Source organism: Pseudoalteromonas sp. P1-11 (genome assembly GCF_001399995.1).
Taxonomy (GTDB): domain Bacteria; phylum Pseudomonadota; class Gammaproteobacteria; order Enterobacterales; family Alteromonadaceae; genus Pseudoalteromonas; species Pseudoalteromonas atlantica.
This window is the reverse complement of sequence record NZ_LJSP01000001.1, coordinates 114,716-132,235: the sequence shown is the minus strand read 5'-3', so window position 1 is coordinate 132,235 and position 17,520 is coordinate 114,716. Positions and strand designations below refer to the sequence as shown.

At 41.8% G+C, this 17,520-nt stretch carries 19 protein-coding genes; 9 read left to right on the top strand and 10 right to left on the bottom strand.

The window, feature by feature from the left end; translation table 11 throughout:
• The first annotated feature begins 12 nt into the window (after nt 1–12).
• Nucleotides 13–243 carry a DNA gyrase inhibitor YacG gene (gene yacG / locus AN390_RS00615; protein WP_024031401.1) on the top strand — a complete coding sequence of 77 codons (231 nt, stop codon included), beginning with the start codon at nt 13–15 and terminating at the stop codon, nt 241–243.
• 67 nt (nt 244–310) lie between these two features.
• On the opposite strand, the gene AN390_RS00610 is transcribed toward yacG, so the two are convergent.
• Complete coding sequence (locus AN390_RS00610) at nt 311–802, bottom strand: Spy/CpxP family protein refolding chaperone (RefSeq protein ID WP_004588607.1); 492 nt, start codon at nt 800–802, stop codon at nt 311–313.
• A 175-nt stretch (nt 803–977) separates the two neighbouring features.
• Here AN390_RS00610 and AN390_RS00605 point away from each other — a divergent pair, with 175 nt between their 5' ends.
• From AN390_RS00605 to AN390_RS00595, 3 genes are read left to right on the top strand one after another with little or no spacing between them, the layout of a single operon-like run.
• Entirely contained in the window at nt 978–1,667 is a 690-nt protein-coding gene (locus AN390_RS00605) for a response regulator (RefSeq protein ID WP_004588608.1), read from the top strand.
• Entirely contained in the window at nt 1,645–3,060 is a 1,416-nt protein-coding gene (locus AN390_RS00600) for an ATP-binding protein (RefSeq protein WP_055252666.1), read from the top strand. The genes AN390_RS00605 and AN390_RS00600 overlap by 23 nt, the downstream gene beginning before the upstream one ends.
• A gap of 2 nt (nt 3,061–3,062) precedes the next feature.
• Nucleotides 3,063–4,010, top strand: coding sequence for an alpha/beta fold hydrolase (locus AN390_RS00595; RefSeq protein ID WP_055252664.1), 948 nt, complete (start codon nt 3,063–3,065; stop codon nt 4,008–4,010).
• Here the strand turns inward: AN390_RS00595 and AN390_RS00590 are convergent.
• Nucleotides 3,970–4,887 (bottom strand): cation diffusion facilitator family transporter, encoded by a 918-nt coding sequence (locus AN390_RS00590; protein ID WP_029773365.1) that lies wholly within the window; start codon nt 4,885–4,887, stop codon nt 3,970–3,972. The two genes, AN390_RS00595 and AN390_RS00590, sit on opposite strands and share 41 nt — an antisense overlap.
• 108 nt (nt 4,888–4,995) lie before the next feature.
• Between AN390_RS00590 and trmL the strand changes: the two genes are divergently transcribed.
• Nucleotides 4,996–5,460, top strand: coding sequence for a tRNA (uridine(34)/cytosine(34)/5-carboxymethylaminomethyluridine(34)-2'-O)-methyltransferase TrmL (trmL, locus tag AN390_RS00585; RefSeq protein WP_029773366.1), 465 nt, complete (start codon nt 4,996–4,998; stop codon nt 5,458–5,460).
• Nucleotides 5,461–5,557: 97 nt separating this feature from the next.
• Here the strand turns inward: trmL and gpsA are convergent, their stop codons facing one another.
• The 4 genes from gpsA to AN390_RS00565 are packed head-to-tail and all read right to left on the bottom strand — an operon-like array spanning nt 5,558 to nt 7,809.
• Complete coding sequence (gene gpsA / locus AN390_RS00580) at nt 5,558–6,565, bottom strand: NAD(P)H-dependent glycerol-3-phosphate dehydrogenase (RefSeq protein ID WP_055252660.1); 1,008 nt, start codon at nt 6,563–6,565, stop codon at nt 5,558–5,560.
• A gap of 3 nt (nt 6,566–6,568) precedes the next feature.
• Entirely contained in the window at nt 6,569–7,054 is a 486-nt protein-coding gene (gene secB / locus AN390_RS00575; RefSeq protein WP_055252659.1) for a protein-export chaperone SecB, read from the bottom strand.
• Between the two features lie 34 nt (nt 7,055–7,088).
• Entirely contained in the window at nt 7,089–7,346 is a 258-nt protein-coding gene (gene grxC, locus AN390_RS00570) for a glutaredoxin 3 (protein WP_004588615.1), read from the bottom strand.
• Nucleotides 7,347–7,377: 31 nt separating this feature from the next.
• The gene (locus tag AN390_RS00565) at nt 7,378–7,809 is read right to left on the bottom strand and encodes a rhodanese-like domain-containing protein (RefSeq protein ID WP_004588616.1); all 432 of its coding nucleotides are present in this window, start codon (nt 7,807–7,809) and stop codon (nt 7,378–7,380) included.
• Nucleotides 7,810–8,316: 507 nt separating this feature from the next.
• Between AN390_RS00565 and gpmM the strand changes: the two genes are divergently transcribed.
• From gpmM to AN390_RS00545, 4 genes are all read left to right on the top strand, one after another.
• Nucleotides 8,317–9,861 (top strand): 2,3-bisphosphoglycerate-independent phosphoglycerate mutase, encoded by a 1,545-nt coding sequence (gpmM, locus tag AN390_RS00560; RefSeq protein WP_055252656.1) that lies wholly within the window; start codon nt 8,317–8,319, stop codon nt 9,859–9,861.
• A gap of 3 nt (nt 9,862–9,864) precedes the next feature.
• Nucleotides 9,865–11,004 (top strand): murein hydrolase activator EnvC, encoded by a 1,140-nt coding sequence (locus tag AN390_RS00555; protein WP_055252654.1) that lies wholly within the window; start codon nt 9,865–9,867, stop codon nt 11,002–11,004.
• Between the two features lie 36 nt (nt 11,005–11,040).
• Nucleotides 11,041–12,306, top strand: a complete 1,266-nt coding sequence (locus tag AN390_RS00550) for a S41 family peptidase (protein WP_095206708.1) — start codon at nt 11,041–11,043, stop codon at nt 12,304–12,306.
• A gap of 200 nt (nt 12,307–12,506) precedes the next feature.
• Nucleotides 12,507–13,268, top strand: a complete 762-nt coding sequence (locus AN390_RS00545; RefSeq protein WP_095206707.1) for a divergent polysaccharide deacetylase family protein — start codon at nt 12,507–12,509, stop codon at nt 13,266–13,268.
• Between the two features lie 154 nt (nt 13,269–13,422).
• Here the strand turns inward: AN390_RS00545 and rpoH are convergent, their stop codons facing one another.
• The 4 genes from rpoH to ftsY all read right to left on the bottom strand — a co-directional run.
• Nucleotides 13,423–14,286 (bottom strand): RNA polymerase sigma factor RpoH, encoded by an 864-nt coding sequence (gene rpoH / locus AN390_RS00540; protein WP_004588621.1) that lies wholly within the window; start codon nt 14,284–14,286, stop codon nt 13,423–13,425.
• A 260-nt stretch (nt 14,287–14,546) separates the two neighbouring features.
• Nucleotides 14,547–15,533, bottom strand: coding sequence for a permease-like cell division protein FtsX (ftsX, locus tag AN390_RS00535; protein WP_055252650.1), 987 nt, complete (start codon nt 15,531–15,533; stop codon nt 14,547–14,549).
• Nucleotides 15,530–16,207 carry a cell division ATP-binding protein FtsE gene (gene ftsE / locus AN390_RS00530; RefSeq protein WP_004588623.1) on the bottom strand — a complete coding sequence of 226 codons (678 nt, stop codon included), beginning with the start codon at nt 16,205–16,207 and terminating at the stop codon, nt 15,530–15,532. Before ftsE ends, ftsX begins: the two co-directional genes overlap by 4 nt.
• Nucleotides 16,208–16,439: 232 nt before the next feature.
• Nucleotides 16,440–17,520, bottom strand: a 1,081-nt coding sequence (ftsY, locus tag AN390_RS19825) for a signal recognition particle-docking protein FtsY (protein WP_236695060.1), incomplete at its 5' end; no start/stop codon positions are given.

Genomic DNA, 17,520 nt, shown 5'->3' with positions numbered 1-17,520 from the left:
AGAGAGTAAAGTATGCCAACAATTGTTAACTGTCCAACCTGTAAAAACAAAGTTGAATGGTCACAGCAAAGCCCACATCGTCCTTTTTGTTCTAAGCGCTGTCAGCTTATTGATTTAGGTGAATGGTCTTTTGAGAACAATAAAATATCAACGCCTATTACCTCGGCTAACCAAATTAGCCAAGATATGATAGAAGATATTGAAGAGATGATGGCTAAAAACGATGACGACTTTTTTAAATAAGCGTTTTTCAACCTCTTAAACGACAAAAGCCAGCATTAAGCTGGCTTTTTAGTGTTTAATCTATAAATTAGTCTCTTTGCTTACGGTGTTTTTTACCCATACGCTTTTGCATTTTTGCAAACTTTTCTTGCTGCTCTGCGTTAAGTACCTGCATTACTTGATGCTGTGTTTTTAGCTTAATTAAGCCAAACTCAGTGCCTTTTTCGTGGCGTGCAGCTAATAGCTCTTTTGCAGCGTTTTCGTCAAATGTTGGTGCGCTAAGTAGAGCATCCATTTTCTCTTTTTGAGCCTTACGCTGTGCTTTACGGGCTTCTTTATCATCGCCGCGCAGTGCTTTCATCTGTGTTTTTTGCGCTTCAAAAATAGCTTCAAGCTTAGTTTGCTGTTCTTGCGTTAAATCAAGCTTGTCGGCACCGCGCTCAGATAATAAAAAACGCGCTTGAGAATGGCCTTGCTTATCGTGCATGCCGCCTTTTGCTAATACGCTACCGGCGCCAAGTGTAGCCGTTGCTAGACCACAAATAAGTACTAATTTTGAAAGTGTATTTACTTTAGTCATAATCATCACCTTAATATTGGATGGATTGAATTTGGTTGTGACTGCTAAGTCAGTGAGTTAACTATACCTCTTGCAACGCAAAGTAACGCAAAGCAGTGTAAAGGTTGTGTAAAGATTCACTTTTGCACAATTTAAGAAGTAAAATAACCATATAGAAATTGCCTAAGGGTTTGAAATGAAGCTATTAATGATTGATGACGACACCGGTTTGTGCGAACTACTTACTGAATATTTAGCCGCGCAAGGTTTTGACGTACAAAGCGTTCACGATGGCGAGCAAGGTTTAAAGCTTGCTCTATCAAATGACTACGCGCTGATATTGCTTGATGTCATGCTCCCCACCCTTGATGGCTTTGAAGTACTTAAACAACTTAGGCAAACAAAGTTAACACCGGTTATTATGCTCACTGCAAAAGGCGAAGACTTTGATCGCATTTTTGGCTTAGAGCTTGGCGCAGACGATTACATACCCAAGCCATTTAATCACCGCGAGTTACTAGCCCGTGTAAAAGCTATTACCCGTCGTATAGAGCACATAAATAGCCTAAACGTTGCAACGCCTAGCAAAATGAATATAAATGGCATTACGGTTAATCTGGCAGCCCGAGAGGCCGCTATTAACGAGCACACCCTCACACTTACTGGCACAGAGTACGAAGTACTGGTGTTATTAATTAAAAATGCCGGCGAAGTTGTCAGTAAAGAGCAAATAAGTGAAGAAGTATTAGGCAGGCGCTTAGCTTCGTTCGACCGCTCAATTGATATGCACGTTAGCAATATTCGTAAAAAAATAGCTGAGCATATTCAAGGCGAGCGTATAAAAACAATGCGAGGTACAGGTTATGTCTTCATCCAAGGTGAGTAATAAACATTACTTTGCATGGCTAAAGCACCCTCGACATTATTTATTTTTTAAAATATTTATTTGGTTTTGGCTAACAATAACGGGCACGGTGGCTGCGCTTATATTTTTAAGCAACATTACGGCAATTAATGCAGTAAGCACCGAGCCTTTGCGTGGGCCAATGAAAAAAAACCTAATTTATACTGCCAAAAGTATTGAGCGAAGTGCCACTAAACACAAGCGCACCCTTGCTGATGTTTTGTCGCACCCTAGGCTTTCAAAACGAAAAATTTTATTTTTAGGCGCAGCACAACCCGAAGACGCATTAAGCAATAAAGACATCCCCGCTGAAATAGATTTAAACTTACTTAGCTTTAGTCAAAACTTGGCGCCACAGGTCATTTTTACCGAAAAATACCAAGCTTTCGGCCCTGTTAATATTAGCGTGCCAGAGGGGCAGTTTTACCTCTACGAAATAGACATTAACCACCAACCTCCTTTGCTCATGCGCTTTAAGTTAATGCCGAATTGGATGAAAGTACTCGTGGCTATTTTTGCCTCTTTAATCCTGAGTTTTATTTTTAGCCGCAATTTAATTGCACCGATTAACAGCCTTAAAAAAGCAGCTATAAAACTTTCATCAGGCGATTTATCAGCGCGAGTAGCCATACCTGCAAGCAGAAAAGACGAGTTAGGGGTGCTTGGGCGCGACTTTAACAGTATGGCTAATCAGCTTGAGCAACTTATTAGTGCCCAAAAGCGCTTACTGGCTGATATATCTCATGAGTTACGCTCCCCGCTTACGCGTTTAAAAATGGCAACAGGCCTTGCACAAATGCAAGCCAACGAGGCAAGCCAATCGTATTTATTACGTATAGAAAAAGAAGCAAACCAGCTTGATAAAATGATTGCCGACGTGCTGCAAGTGTCGCGTTTAGAAGCGCAAAGCCAAACACTGTCACTACAAAAGCAATCACTAAAAGATATAGTAGAGCACGTATTAAACGATGCGCAGTTTGAAGCCAAGCAAAATACTAAAACACTTACTTTTAGTGGCAATGCCGATGTAATGCTAAGCTGCGATGAATCATTAATTGCCAGCGCACTCGAAAACCTATTACGTAACGCAATAAAATACGCGCACAGCAACATTAGCTTTAACGTACACTATAAAAACCAAATCTATATAGAGATTTGCGACGATGGCCCTGGCGTTCCAAATGAGCAACTTAGCAAGCTTTGTGAGCCCTTTTTTAGGCAATCTGACGCTCGCGACAGAGTAAGTGGCGGCACAGGGCTTGGCTTAGCTATCGCTAAAAATGCTATTATTGCCCACGGCGGTAGTTTAGCGCTATCTAATAAAGAAAAAGGCGGGCTTTGTGCCAATATCACCCTGCCACTAATTAAAGAGTAAGCATGTTTTACAGTACCGAATCAGCGCTTGAAAGTAACCAAGCACGCATTAATCACTTTTACGAAAATGTACTTAATAAAAACTATTTTAATGCATCTGAAGGTAAACTGTTTTTTGCTTACGCAGTGCCAGAGACAGCTAACACTGCCATAGTAATTAGCTCTGGGCGCATAGAAGGGCTTGAAAAATACAAAGAGCTACTGTGGGAGCTTTACACTAATAACTATGCGGTATTTATAGCCGACCACCAAGGGCAAGGCCGCTCGTATCGACCGTTAAAAAATAAGCACAAGGGTTATGTAAAACGTTTTAGTGACTACAGTGCCGACTTAGATTTATTTAACCAACATATTGTAAATAAACACTGGCAAGGCAAAAAAATATTATTAGCCCACTCTATGGGTGGCGCTATAGCGTACGATTATTTTGCAAATTACCCGCATACTTTCAGCGGCGCGTTTTTATCTGCGCCCATGTTTGATATTTACACTAAAGGCATTCCTAAACCGGTAGCTAAATTTATAGCCCGCGCCGCCACAAAGCTCGGTTTTGGCTACAGTTATGCGCTAGGGCAAAACGATTACAACCCAGAAGAATTTGCGCTTAATACCTTAACCAGCAGCCAAGTGCGGTACAACCTATTTAGACTCACTTATCAACAACAGCCTCTTTTACAGTTAGGCGGCGTTACATATGGTTGGTTAAATGCAAGCTTTGCTTTTATGTCTGCCGTGGATACCCACACAATCAACCTCCCTATTTTTATTGCCAGCGCACAAAACGATGAAGTGGTTGATAACAACGCGCAACAAAAGCTCGTAAATAGGCTCCCTAATGCCGAGCTGAAAAGCTTTGCAGGGGCTAAGCACGAGTTATTGTTTGAGCGCGACGAAATTAGAAAACCTGTGCTTATGCGCTTGTATCAGTTTTGTTCTTCGTTTGATACTTAGGTACCACGGAGAGCGGATCTAGATGAATTAAAATATCAACCTCAGAGTCAAAGCGCTCGGCAAGCGCCTTTTCTACATCGTCAGCCACATTGTGGGCACGTATTAAACTTAAATGATCATCAAGCTCTAAGTGCATTTGCATAAACTTAATTTTACCGCCTTGGCGAGTGCGAATATCATGTACACCGTGTACATCTTTATGTGCATTAGCAATATCTAAAATACTTTGTTTTTCATCATCTGGGAGTTCTTTATCCATTAGATGATCGGCACTCTCACACGCAATATCCCAACTGTTATAAAGTAAGTAACCGGCAACGCCTATAGCAAACAGCGGATCTGCGTATAACACCCCATAGTACGAGAGCAAAATAGCAAGTAATACCGCCGCATTTAAAATTAAATCCCCTTTGTAATGCACCGAGTCTGCTTTAATAGCGATGGATTCGGTATGCTTAACCACTTTGATCTGAAAAAACACAATCACTAACGTACAAGCAATAGCAAATATACTCACCCACACACCTAACAGTGAATGACTAAGCACAATTGGGTTAAATAATCGCTCAATACCGTGAAACGCCAATAAGCACCCCGACCCTGCTATAAACGCAGCCTGGCCAAGTCCGGCTAGGGCTTCTGCTTTGCCATGGCCAAAACGGTGATCGTCATCTGCAGGGCGCAGTGCATACCCTAGCACTAAAAAGCTCATGGCCGTGGCGGTAATATCCATTAATGAATCGGTTAATGAGCCAAGCATAGAGGCTGAACCCGATGCCAACCATGCCCAGGTTTTAGCGGCTATCATTAAGCTAACCATAACCATGGTAACTATGCTTGATGTTTTAACCCAAAATTCGTAACTACGGTGATGCACGTTAATATTCACTACTTGCGGTATTCAATGGCGCGAGTATATCATTTTTTTTTCCGGTTTCGTGTATACTGCCACTCGTCAAATTATAGATTAATAGAAAGGCGCATTATGCTGGATATCGTTTTATATCAACCTGAAATTCCACCAAATACAGGAAATATCATACGCTTGTGTGCAAACACAGGTTACTCATTGCATTTAATTGAGCCATTAGGTTTTGAGTGGGACGATAAGCGAGTAAAACGTGCCGGGCTAGATTACCACGAGTTTAGTAACGTACAGCGCCATGCCTCGTTTGAAGCCTACCTTGAAAAGTGCCAACCTAAAAAAGTGTATGCATGCACCACTAAAGGCAGCCAGTTTCATCACGAAGCCAGTTATGAAGCCGGTGATTGCTTGGTATTTGGGCCAGAAACTCGCGGTCTCCCCGATGAGATGATTCAAGCGCTGCCTAACGATCAGCGTGTGCGCATTCCTATGCAGCCCAATAGCCGTAGTATGAACCTATCTAACGCTGTGGCGGTATTTGTTTATGAATCATGGCGCCAACTAGGTTTTCCTAACGCGCAATAAGCACCTTGTACCAAACAATAAAAAACCGACATAGCGTCGGTTTTTTAATAACAAAGCATGTTCATGCTTTTAATACAGTGGGCATTATATGCTCACTTTATTCAGCGCGCTGCTCTCGGCCTAATAGTGCCATGGCGGCTTCTTTCATATCTTTATTTTCATAAAGTACTTTATAAATTTGCTCAGTAATGGGCATTTCTACACCGGCGCGTTGTGCTAATAAATACACTTCTTTTGTGTTTCTAAAGCCTTCAACAACTTGCCCGATAGACTCAATAGCAGCATCAACCCCTTCACCTTTACCCAATGCCAAACCAAAGCGACGGTTGCGCGATTGATTGTCGGTACATGTTAAGATTAAATCGCCAAGTCCAGCCATACCCATAAAGGTTTCTTGCTTTGCACCTAAGGCACATCCTAAGCGCGTTAGCTCAGCTAAGCCGCGAGTGATCAGTGCAGTACGTGCATTAGCACCAAAGCCCACCCCATCAGACATACCAGCACCAATGGCTATTACGTTTTTAACCGCGCCACCTAACTGAATGCCAATAAAGTCATCGTTGTTGTACACGCGGAACGAGCGCCCACAATGGAGTAAATCTGCAAGTTGTTGCGCAAACTCCGTTGAGGTAGACGACACCGATATAGCAGTAGGTAGCCCCATTGCCATTTCTTTTGCAAAGGTTGGGCCTGATAAAACCGCAAGCGGCCTTTCATCACCTAGTTCCTGCAGGGCAACCTCTTGTAACAAGCGACCAGTATTTGGCTCAAGCCCTTTTGTTGCCCACGCAACTTGCGCACCTTCAACCAGCGCAGGTTTAATTTGCTGCAATGTATCTGCAAAGGCATGGCTTGGCACAACCACAAGTACAATGGCACTGCTGGCTACGGCTTGTTGTAAATCGGCTTGTAATAAAAGAGTGTCGGGGAATGGTACATCAGGAAGGTAACGTTGATTTTTCCGCTCAGCTGCAAGCGTGGCAACGTCGTCGCTATTGCGACCCCAAAGTGTCACTTGGTGACCATTTCGGGCTAAGCAAATAGCAAGAGCGGTGCCGTAAGACCCCGCTCCTAATACAGTAACAGCTGAAGTTGCTGTACTCATAAATTATGCGTCTGCTGAAACCTGCTCAGCTTGCGCAGTACGTTGTTGCATGTATTGTGCAAATAACGCATCAAAGTTCACTGGCGCAAGGTTAAGCTGTGGGAAAGTACCACGGTTAACAAGATTAGATACGGCTTCACGCGCGTATGGGAATAACACGTTAGGGCAGTATGCACCTAGCATATGTGCTAGTTGTACTTCTTCAAGCTCACCAACTGTAAAAATACCGGCTTGCTGAATTTCACATAAAAACGCAGTTTCTTCACCAATAGAAGCAGTAACCGTTAGTGCTAAAACCACTTCAAACACACCTTCGTCTAGCTTATTAGAGCGCGTGTCTAGGTCTAGCTTAACTTCTGGCATCCATTCTTTTTGAAAAATCGCAGGCGAGTTAGGCGTTTCAAACGATACATCTTTAGTGTAAATACGTTGAATAGTAAATTGTGCGCCACCTTCTTGTGCTGCTGCGTTTTGATTTTCTTCGTTCATTGTGCTTCCTACGTGTTAGTTTTTATAATTAAAATTAAGCATTTAGCTTAGCGTCAAGTTTACCTTGCGCTTCAATAGCCATCATGTCGTCGCAGCCACCGATATGTTCATCATTAATAAAAATTTGCGGTACTGTGCTTGCACCACCTGCTTTAGCAATCATTTCATCGCGAAGCTCTGGTTGAACACCAATATCAATATTTGTGTACTCAACGCCTTTACTGTTTAAAAGTGCAAGAGCACGTTGGCAAAATGGACAGTACGCTTTGGTGTATAAAACAACATTACTCATAATAAATCCTCTATCGGTACTACTAAACTGATTAGCGACCTGTTGTAGTTGGAAGGCTGGCAGATTGCCACGACCCCATACCACCTGATAATACATAAACCGATTCAAAGCCTGCTTTATGCATTGCATTAGCAATACCTTGAGCAGTCATGCCTGTGGCACATACTAGTATAATGGGTTTGCTCTTGTGCTTTTCAAGGCTTGAAAAATCAGATTGTTTTGCTTTTTCAGGGCTTAAGTGTTCAGCACCCGCAATACGACCTGCGTTAAATTCTTTTTGAGCACGAATATCAACTACTTTGCCATCTTCACGATTAATAAGAAGTGTTAATTGCTGTGGGTTTATTTCTCTCACTGCTGAAAACTTGCTCTTTATCCAGCCGCTTACAATAAGGAATACAAGACCAACCCAAGCTAGGCTTAAAATAGGATGATTTGTAATAAATTCAATATATTGATCCATTCTACTTCCACTATGAAATTATGTTCTAAACCTAGGGCGTGTTGGCCTTTGTGGATTGAAATTTGTTCAATCTAGGGGCGATTAAATCGCGGCGCGAGATTTGTAACCTAGTGGGCTAAGTAAAAACCGAGCAAAGCTTCCGCGTCCTGCTCACGCCCCTTACCTACATNCGTTATCGCCTATTTATGGGGAATAACCACACTTCATAGGCTCTGCCTTACTTAAAAACCAAACATACTGCTGCAAATTCAGCCACCAAAGTGCAACACGCCCTAATATTCTAGGTATTTTGTACTTTAGCCACGCAAGTATACCCAAACCAAGTTAAAATGCGAGTTTGCTGCGCTTTAAAAACACATAAAGCACCCCATATATGAAAGTAAGTAAAAAATTTAATATCTTGTTCTCAGTGCTGATTCTGGCGCTAAAACACGGTATGCTAAAACTAACCAGATAACATTTCGGCGCACAGTGCCCATCAACAGGTGCTAATTTTCAGGAGCTATTATGACAGAGCATAAAAAACCACTGGTATTAATGATTTTAGACGGTTGGGGATACCGCGAAGATGAGCAAAGCAATGCGATTCTTGCAGCCAACACCCCCGTTTTAGACAACCTATGGGCAACCCGTCCACGCACATTAATTTCAGGCTCAGGTTTAGATGTAGGCTTACCTGAAGGGCAAATGGGTAACTCAGAAGTAGGCCATGTAAATTTAGGTGCTGGTCGTGTTGTTTATCAAGACTTTACTCGCATTACCAAAGCAATCAACGATGGCGAATTTGACTCAACCCCTGCACTTGTTGAAAACATCGATAAAGCAGTCGCTGCAGGCAAAGCCGTGCATATTATGGGTTTATTAAGCCCAGGTGGTGTTCACAGCCACGAAGATCATATTGTCGCAAGTATTCAATTAGCCGCTAAACGCGGTGCAAAAGAAGTATATTTTCATGGCTTTTTAGATGGCCGTGATACACCACCACGCAGTGCTAAAGCATCAATAGAGCGTATAGAAGCCTTATTTGCCGAGCTAAATTGTGGCCGCTTAGCGTCTCTTGTGGGCCGTTATTACGCCATGGACAGAGACAACCGTTGGAACCGTGTAGAAAAAGCCTACAATGTAATGACATTAGGTGAAGGCGAGTTTAATTATGCTGATGGTGTATCGGCATTAGAAGCCGCCTATGAGCGCGACGAAAACGATGAATTTGTAGCTCCAACCACCATCACGCCACAAGGCACTGAAGCAGCACAAATTAATGATGGCGACACTATCATCTTTGCTAATTTTAGAGCCGACCGTGCCCGTGAAATCACCCGTGCCTTTGTAGAGCCAGGCTTCGATGGGTTCGAAAAGAAAAAATCACCACAGTTAAGCGCATTTGTAATGATGACAGAATACTCAGCCGATATTGATGCCCCTGTCGCATTTGGCCCTACGCCATTGGTAAACGTATTAGGTGAATGGCTTGAAAAAAATGGCAAAACGCAGCTACGTATTTCTGAAACAGAAAAATACGCTCATGTTACGTTTTTCTTTAGTGGCGGACGCGAAGATGAATTTGAAGGCGAATCACGCGAATTAATTCCTTCTCCACAGGTTGCCACTTACGACCTTCAGCCAGAAATGAATTCTGAAATGCTAACCGACAAACTTATTGAAGCCATTAAAAGCGGTAAGTTTGATGCCATTATTTGTAATTACCCGAATGGCGATATGGTGGGTCACTCTGGTGTGTTTGAAGCCGCGGTTAAAGCCTGTGAAGCAGTTGATGCATGTATAGGCCGCGTGGTAGAAGCGCTAGATGAGTTTGGTGGTGAAGCGCTTATCACAGCCGATCACGGTAATGCAGAGCAAATGGCAAATACTGCCACGGGCCAAGCTCATACCGCTCACACTAGCGAGCCAGTGCCGTTTATTTATGTAGGACGCGATGCAACGCCAAGTGAAGGCAAAGCATTAAGTGATGTAGCACCTACTATGCTACACCTCATGGGCATGGAGCAACCAAGCGAAATGACCGGTACGCCAATCATGACGTTGAAATAACACATGAGCAAACCAGTAAATTGGTTTAGTGTTTATACATTTGTATTGGTTTCGTTAGTGGTTACGCCTGCAACCGCTAACGAAAACCGCACTAAAAAAGACCTATCTGAAGTGCAATCTGCATTAGAGCAAAGCCAAGCAGAGTACAACGCACAGCGAAAAAAAATTGCCGCACTGCAAAAAAACTTAAAAAAATACGAGCTAGAAATAGCTAAAAACGCTAAAGCTCTCAATATGGCTGAGCAATCAGTAAAAGAAACAGAACAAAAACAACAAGCCCAGCAACAAAAAGCACAGCAATTAAAAGCGCAACACGCGCAATTTCAAGCCATTTTAGCGGCCCAGCTAAAAAGTGCTTACATGGCTGGGGGCGACGACTACCCCAAAATGCTTTTAAACCAGCAAGACACAGCTAAATTTGAGCGTACCTTAAGCTATTACAACTATTTAAATAAAGCGCGCATAGAGCAAATTGAAGAGCTTAAAGTACTACAACAACAAATCGCAGAAAACCAAGCTGCACTTGCCAAAACCAAACAAAAATTAGCCGCCTTATTTGAAGAACAAAAAAGACGCCAAAGCGCGCTAGTAAATGCCCAAAGCGAGCGCCAAACTAATCTTAAAAACTTACAAGCACAGCTCAATAGCACTAAAAGCTCGATTAATTACTTAAAAGACAACGAGCAAACATTAATCACCACCATTGAAGAACTTGAGCAAGAGAAGACTCAAAAAATTGAATTGCTCGGCCTTAATAAAAATAAAGGCAAGCTTAATTGGCCCAGCAAAGGAAAGCTAAAACACAAATTTGGTCAGCGCAAACATGGCGGCATAGACTGGAAAGGCGTGTTAATTGGTGCAAAAGAAGGCACTAATGTAAACAGTATTAATAATGGTCAAGTTGTATTTGCTGATTGGCTTAAAGGCTTTGGCTGGGTTATTGTGGTTGATCATGGTGAGGGCTTTATGAGCCTATACGGCCATGCACAAACATTATTAAAAGATGTGGGCGACATGGTTCGAGAAGGCGAAACGCTGGCATTAGTAGGTCAAAGCGGCGGACAGTCGAGTTCTGGTCTATACTTTGAAATACGCCACAAAGGACGCGCAGTAAATCCTGTTAAATGGTGCAGACGTATTTAAGTGAATAAAACAGCTGCACCGCATTAGGAGCAGCTGATGATTCAAAAAATACCACAAACACGCTCATTTCCCTCTTCCCGTACGCGCTATTCATTTTTATTGTGCGCATTAACCTGTATTGCTATTTTTTGTTTTAGCAATTCATTACTTGCCAGCTCAGTTAAAGATCTTAAAAGTCAGCAAATTTCTGAAATACTCTTCAACATTAAAGCCTATTATGTTGATGACTTATCACTGACAAAAGGTGCGCAGGGTGCCTTTAATAATCAGCAAGTAGAAATTTTACTCGACCAGCTAGACCCTTATTCTAAATACCTCAATGAAAATGACTTAGACGCTTTGTTTAACAATACAAATGGGCATTACACTGGCGTGGGCATTGAAGTGAAAGACATTGACGGTGACATTACTATTGTTGATGTTGTTAAAAACTCCCCAGCCAAAAAGGCCGGTATTTTAGCGGGCGATATTATAGTTAGTGTTAATGATACAAACACGCAAACACGTAGCTTAGAGCAAGTAGCCGCGTTGATAAAAGATACCCGCTTTAACGCGGTTAAACTAACAATACAACGCGCAGGGCAGCAGCAACCAATTAGCTTTGCGGTAAATCGCAAAGAAATAAACTTAGAAAGCGCCACTAGCCAATTACTCGACTCAGGCACTGGGTATTTAGCCATAAATAATTTTTCTAATCACACCTTACATGAAGTGGCGCTGCAGGTAGCTGCACTTAAAAATGATTATCGCACGCCCCTTAAAGGGTTAGTCATTGATTTACGTGACAACCCAGGTGGTACTTTACAAAGCGCAGTGGCAGTAGCGGATCTATTTTTACAAAGCGGCACTATAGTCACTACTAAAGGGCGCTATTACGACGCTAACCAAGCCTACTACGCCAAACGAGGCGACATACTAAAAGGCTTGCCTATTGTGGTGCTTATTAATGAAAATTCGGCCTCTGCGGCTGAAATACTCGCAGCCGCTTTAAAAGATAATAAGCGTGCTACAGTGGTTGGTAATCAGTCTTATGGCAAAGGCTCGGTGCAATCTTTGATCCCACTTGGTGATGGTAATACAGCGCTAAAATTAACAACTGCTAAGTACTTTACACCTGCGGGCGTATCGATTGAAGGCGTAGGAGTTACCCCCGATGTAGCAATTGCGCAAGCAACCCTTCCACAATCAAATAAAGCCGTTATAATAAATAATGAGCAGAACAAAAATACACCACAATTTGAACATGAAATACTGGGCGACTTGCAGTTAGTAAAAGCTAAGCAATTACTTAGCATGCAATAGTAAATAATCTAAACTCTAGGTAAGCGATTTAATAACAGAATAAATATTAACACTATTAGATTGTGCTGTTCTTTAGCTATAAGTTTTAAGTAAATTCAACGCAGTTAGCGCTAAAAATGGCTGCTGAGATAGCTTTATTACCGGGCGCTGAGATTAAAAAATACCCTTAATAAATTAAAAAGATAATAAAAACTATAAACGTGAAAATAATAAAATGGCTGTTGTTGGCTATCTGCTTTGTATCTAGCACTGCTTGGGCAAAGCAAATAGCCATCGTAATTGATGATATTGGCTATCATCAGCGAGATTTAGAATTTCTTACCTTACCAGGGCAATTGTCGTATTCAATTTTGCCCCACACACCCTACTCTCAAATTTTTGCCACGCTTGCCAGCCAAGCAAATAAAGAGCTTTTATTGCATGTACCTATGCAAGCCTTAAACGGTAAAGCACTCGGCCCTGGCGGGCTCACCATAAATATGGATAAAGAACAGCTACAAAAAACTTTAGGCACTGCATTGGCAAGCTTACCGCAAGTAAAAGGGGTTAATAACCATATGGGGTCGGCACTCACTCAACAAAGCCAAGCCATGAAGTGGACTATGGAAGTACTTAAAAAACGTAATTTATTCTTTTTAGATAGCCGTACTACCGACTTAAGCCAAGCGCAAAATGCGGCAAATTTTATCGGGGTTGAAAATATTGGCCGCCATGTGTTTTTAGACAATATAACCACGCATGAGCAACTGCAGCAAAGGCTGGATGAGCTAAAATATAAAGCGACTAAACATCACTTTGCCATAGCGATTGCCCACCCCTACCCAGAAACCATCGACTTTTTACGCCAAGCGCTACCTGAGCTCACCGAGCAAGGCTTTGAGTTAGTTCCGGTATCGCAACTAGTGCATAAAAAATACATACAATTAGCACAGGCGCAAGGTAAAGGGATCAACGCTAGGTAGCTTTAAGCGATATTTTAAGTATATTTAAGCCATACAACTAAGCTGACAAAAGCAATATTAAATAGCTAAAACGTTGATTAAAATACTCATAGCCACAAAGCAAAAGCCCCGCATATTAATGCAGGGCTTTTTAAGTTTTACATTTTTTGCGCTATTAGCTCATAGCACTTTGCAGCTTTTTCATCGCTGTTTTTTCTAGCTGGCGAACACGCTCAGCAGATACACTGTATTTTTCAGCTAGCTCTTGTAGTGTTGCTTTGTCATCAGACAACCAGCGTGCACTTACAATGTCTTGTGAGCGTTCATCTAGCGTTTTAAGCGCGCTAAATAAACGAGTATGTGACTGCTCTTGCCATTGTTGCTGCTCAATATCGTCAGCTAAATCAGCTGAGCCGTCTGTTAAATATTGTACTGGTGAATATGTACTTGTTGGTGCGTCGTCGTTATCGTCGCCCGTTAAGTCAAAGCCCATGTCTTGACCGCTCATGCGCGATTCCATTTCACGAACTTCTTTTTCACTCACACCTAGCTCATTCGCTACAGTGCTTACTTCAGCTTGGTTAAACCAACCTAAACGTTTTTTGTTTTTACGAAGATTAAAAAACAATTTACGTTGCGCTTTAGTGGTCGCAACTTTTACGATGCGCCAGTTTTTAAGCACAAACTCATGAATTTCTGCTTTAATCCAATGAACAGCGAAAGACACTAAACGTACACCCACACTCGGGTCGAAACGCTTAACCGCTTTCATCAGGCCTATATTGCCCTCTTGGATTAAGTCGGCTTGCGGTAAACCATAACCCGAGTAGCTTTTAGCAATATGTGCTACAAAGCGTAAATGCGACATAATGAGTTGCTTTGCAGCACTAAGATCGCCTTCTTCTTGAAGTCGTGTTGCTAGCTCTTTCTCTTGCTCAGCTTTAAGCATAGGAATTGTGCTAACCGCTTGAAGGTAGCCGTCCATGCTTGCGCTTTGTTGCCCAACTGTAAGTGCCATTGCGTATAAATCTTTACTCATTTTTCACCTCGGTGATAAACATTTGAAACCATCTTAGCACTCTTTCTCTAAGAGTGCTAACCCCAATTTAAAACTTTTTTTAAGCGTAAATCAAGCGGTTTTTTAGTGTATGTTAAGTCTACTACATGCGACTGAATAAGTGATGAACTAAGGGATTGCAAGAGATTAGCGCAAGCGTAACAGCGCATTTACAACTAATCTCATTTGAGGATAATAATATACAAACATGACATTTTTGAGTCAGCCATTAGCAGCTGTACTTATACTTTATCAGGCTCAATTTCTTTAATATATCGGTTAACCGATAAGTAAGAACCAATAAAGCCTAAGCTGGTTGCGAGTAATACTAATGCGCCAAACTCATTAAGCGTTAAACCAATTAACGAAAAGCTTGTTTGATACACGCCTGCAACGCTGCTTACTGCGCTAGTTAACCACCACATCATTAAGGCAATACAAATAAATGCAAACAAGCCCCCTATAACGCCATACCAAATGCCGGTCCACAAAAACGGAGCGTGTATAAACGTATTGGTAGCACCTACTAACTTCATTACTTGTATTTCTTCTTTTTTATCCATAATCGATAAGCGAATCGTATTACCAATAATAAGCGTGACAGAGGTAAGAAGTAATAAAGCAATTGTGATAACGCTTTCTTTTAATAAGTCTAATAATGCATTTAGGCGCTCAAGCCAAGCAATATCAAGCTTACCAAAATCTACTTCGCGCTCGTTCTCAAGCTTTGTAAGCAGCGCTTTAGCCGCATTAGGCTGGCGATGCCGCTTAGTAGGTGTCACTAATACAACATCGGGTAGTGGGTTGCTATCTAGGTATTCTAAAGCTTGCCCAAATCCCGACACATCTTTAAATTCAGTTAATGCTTGTTGCTTAGAAATAAATTCAACACTTTCTACCTCGGCGTAAAGTGCTAAACGCTTTACTAAGGTTTGTGTTTCTTGCTCGCTCATACTTTCTTTTACAAAAAGCGATATTTCACTGGCTTCTTCAAACCCGCTACTGACTTGCTGTACATTTTTTACGACTAAATACAGCGTTGCAGGCAATGTTAAACTTAGCCCAAGTACAGCAATTGTCATTAATGATGCAAGTGGCGTACGCCACATTTCACCTAAACTGTGCACCCCTTGGCGAAAAATATTAATAATAAAAAAATAACCGCCAGCTATGGCTGATTTTCTTTGTTTGTCGTTTGAGTTTTGGCGTCCTTTAAATAACAAGCTCACAGCGTGCCCTCCGCAAGTGGGTCTTCAAGCATACGGCCATCTTTTAAAGTCAGGCTACGGTATTTTAAACGCGACACCAGGCCTAGATCGTGTGTTGCTATAAGTACTGTCGTACCGTGTTTATTAAAATCTTCAAATAGCCTTAATATTTCCATAGAGAGCTCGGGGTCAAGGTTACCCGTTGGTTCATCAGCTAATAAAATAGGCGGAGAATTTACAATCGCTCTGGCAATACCTACGCGTTGCTGCTCACCACCAGAGAGTGTAGAAGGGTGGCATTTAACTTTATCTAACAGCCCTACTTTATCTAGCGCACCATGGACTCGTTTAGCTATTTGTTTATGATGAGTGCCTTCAATAATCAACGGCAGTGCAACGTTATCAAACACAGTGTAACGCTCTAACAAACGATGATTTTGAAAAATAATACCAATATCGCGGCGTGCATAAGGAATTTGCCGAGAATTAACTTTATTTAAATCAACACCATTAATTAGCACGTTGCCTGCAGAGGGGCGCTCCATTAAGCTAATGAGCTTTAATAAGGTACTTTTACCCGCACCACTGTGGCCTGTTAAAAAAGCCAGTTCGCCAGGCTTAATATGAAATGTAACTTTTTCGAGAGCGCGATGCCCACCCGGATAGGTTTTACTTACTTGCTGAAAATTTATCATTTTTTATTATGCCAGTCCCAAATTAGTAAAATGGAATTCCTTAGCTAGGGCCTGTTGACCTTTGAGGATTGAAATTTGCTCTACCTAGAGGCTATTTAATCGCGGCGCAAAGTTTATAGCCCAGAGGGCTAAGTAAAACCGAGCAATAAAAAGTAAATAGTCCAAAGGGCAGCGCATGTTTAATCTCAAAAGATAAACAGACCAAAAAAGGGAGCAAGCTCCCTTTTATGTATTAAGCGTCATCCTCATCTTGGTTAAATAAAGCGTCAATAAAGTCATCGCTTTTAAATGCGCGTAAATCATCAATACCTTCGCCAACACCAATGTAACGAATAGGAATATTAAACTTATCTGCAACTGCAAATATAACCCCACCTTTAGCAGTACCATCAAGTTTTGAGAGAGTAATACCGGTTAACCCAACACATTGATTAAATAAGTTTACTTGGCTAATTGCATTTTGACCTGTACCCGCATCAATGGTTAGCATAACTTCATGCGGTGCATCAGGGTCAATTTTCTTCATTACGCGGGCTATTTTTTCAAGCTCTTGCATTAAGTTATCTTTATTTTGCAAGCGCCCTGCTGTATCGGCAATTAATAAATCTACATTACGCGCTTTAGCGGCTTGAAATGCATCAAACACCACCGAGGCACTATCTGCACCAGTGTGCTGGGCAATAACAGGAATGCTGTTACGCTCGCCCCACACTTGCAGCTGCTCTACGGCTGCTGCACGAAAGGTATCACCTGCGGCCAACATAACCGACTTACCTTCATTTTGAAATTGCTTAGCTAACTTACCAATGGTTGTCGTTTTACCTACGCCGTTTACACCGACCATTAATATAACAAATGGTTTTTTATCAGCACGTACCTCAAGCGGTTGCTCAGCTGTTTTAAGCATTGCGGCCATTTCTTGCTTCATTAATTCATAAAGCGCATCGCCATCTTTAAGCTGCTTGCGATCGGCTGCATCAGTAAGGCTATCAATCAGCTTCATGGTGGTATCAACACCTAAATCGGCGGTAAGAAGCTGTGTTTCTAAATCTTCAAATAAATCATCGTCTATTTTTTTACCACTAAAAATAGATGCAAAGCCAGAGCCTATATTTACACGGGTTTTTAATAACCCTTTTTTAAGACGTGAAAAAAAGCCTTCTTTTTTAGGCTTTTCGGCAAGTTTAGCTTCTTCTTTTGCAAGCTCTGCCGTAATGCGCTCTTGCTCTAAACGATCAGCTTCGGCCTCTGCTGCAATACGTTCTTGCTCTGCACGTTCAGCTTCTGCCTGTTCTTGTGCAATACGCTCTTGT

Excerpts from the sequence above, each read along its gene's own strand:
- yacG (WP_024031401.1), top strand. The coding sequence starts at position 13 with ATGCCAACAATTGTTAACTGTCCAACCTGTAAAAACAAAGTTGAATGG.
- AN390_RS00610 (WP_004588607.1), bottom strand. The coding sequence starts at position 802 with ATGACTAAAGTAAATACACTTTCAAAATTAGTACTTATTTGTGGTCTA.
- AN390_RS00605 (WP_004588608.1), top strand. The coding sequence starts at position 978 with ATGAAGCTATTAATGATTGATGACGACACCGGTTTGTGCGAACTACTT.
- AN390_RS00600 (WP_055252666.1), top strand. The coding sequence starts at position 1,645 with ATGTCTTCATCCAAGGTGAGTAATAAACATTACTTTGCATGGCTAAAG.
- AN390_RS00595 (WP_055252664.1), top strand. The coding sequence starts at position 3,063 with ATGTTTTACAGTACCGAATCAGCGCTTGAAAGTAACCAAGCACGCATT.
- trmL (WP_029773366.1), top strand. The coding sequence starts at position 4,996 with ATGCTGGATATCGTTTTATATCAACCTGAAATTCCACCAAATACAGGA.
- gpsA (WP_055252660.1), bottom strand. The coding sequence starts at position 6,565 with ATGAGTACAGCAACTTCAGCTGTTACTGTATTAGGAGCGGGGTCTTAC.
- secB (WP_055252659.1), bottom strand. The coding sequence starts at position 7,054 with ATGAACGAAGAAAATCAAAACGCAGCAGCACAAGAAGGTGGCGCACAA.
- grxC (WP_004588615.1), bottom strand. The coding sequence starts at position 7,346 with ATGAGTAATGTTGTTTTATACACCAAAGCGTACTGTCCATTTTGCCAA.
- AN390_RS00565 (WP_004588616.1), bottom strand. The coding sequence starts at position 7,809 with ATGGATCAATATATTGAATTTATTACAAATCATCCTATTTTAAGCCTA.
- gpmM (WP_055252656.1), top strand. The coding sequence starts at position 8,317 with ATGACAGAGCATAAAAAACCACTGGTATTAATGATTTTAGACGGTTGG.
- AN390_RS00555 (WP_055252654.1), top strand. The coding sequence starts at position 9,865 with ATGAGCAAACCAGTAAATTGGTTTAGTGTTTATACATTTGTATTGGTT.
- AN390_RS00550 (WP_095206708.1), top strand. The coding sequence starts at position 11,041 with ATGATTCAAAAAATACCACAAACACGCTCATTTCCCTCTTCCCGTACG.
- rpoH (WP_004588621.1), bottom strand. The coding sequence starts at position 14,286 with ATGAGTAAAGATTTATACGCAATGGCACTTACAGTTGGGCAACAAAGC.
- ftsE (WP_004588623.1), bottom strand. The coding sequence starts at position 16,207 with ATGATAAATTTTCAGCAAGTAAGTAAAACCTATCCGGGTGGGCATCGC.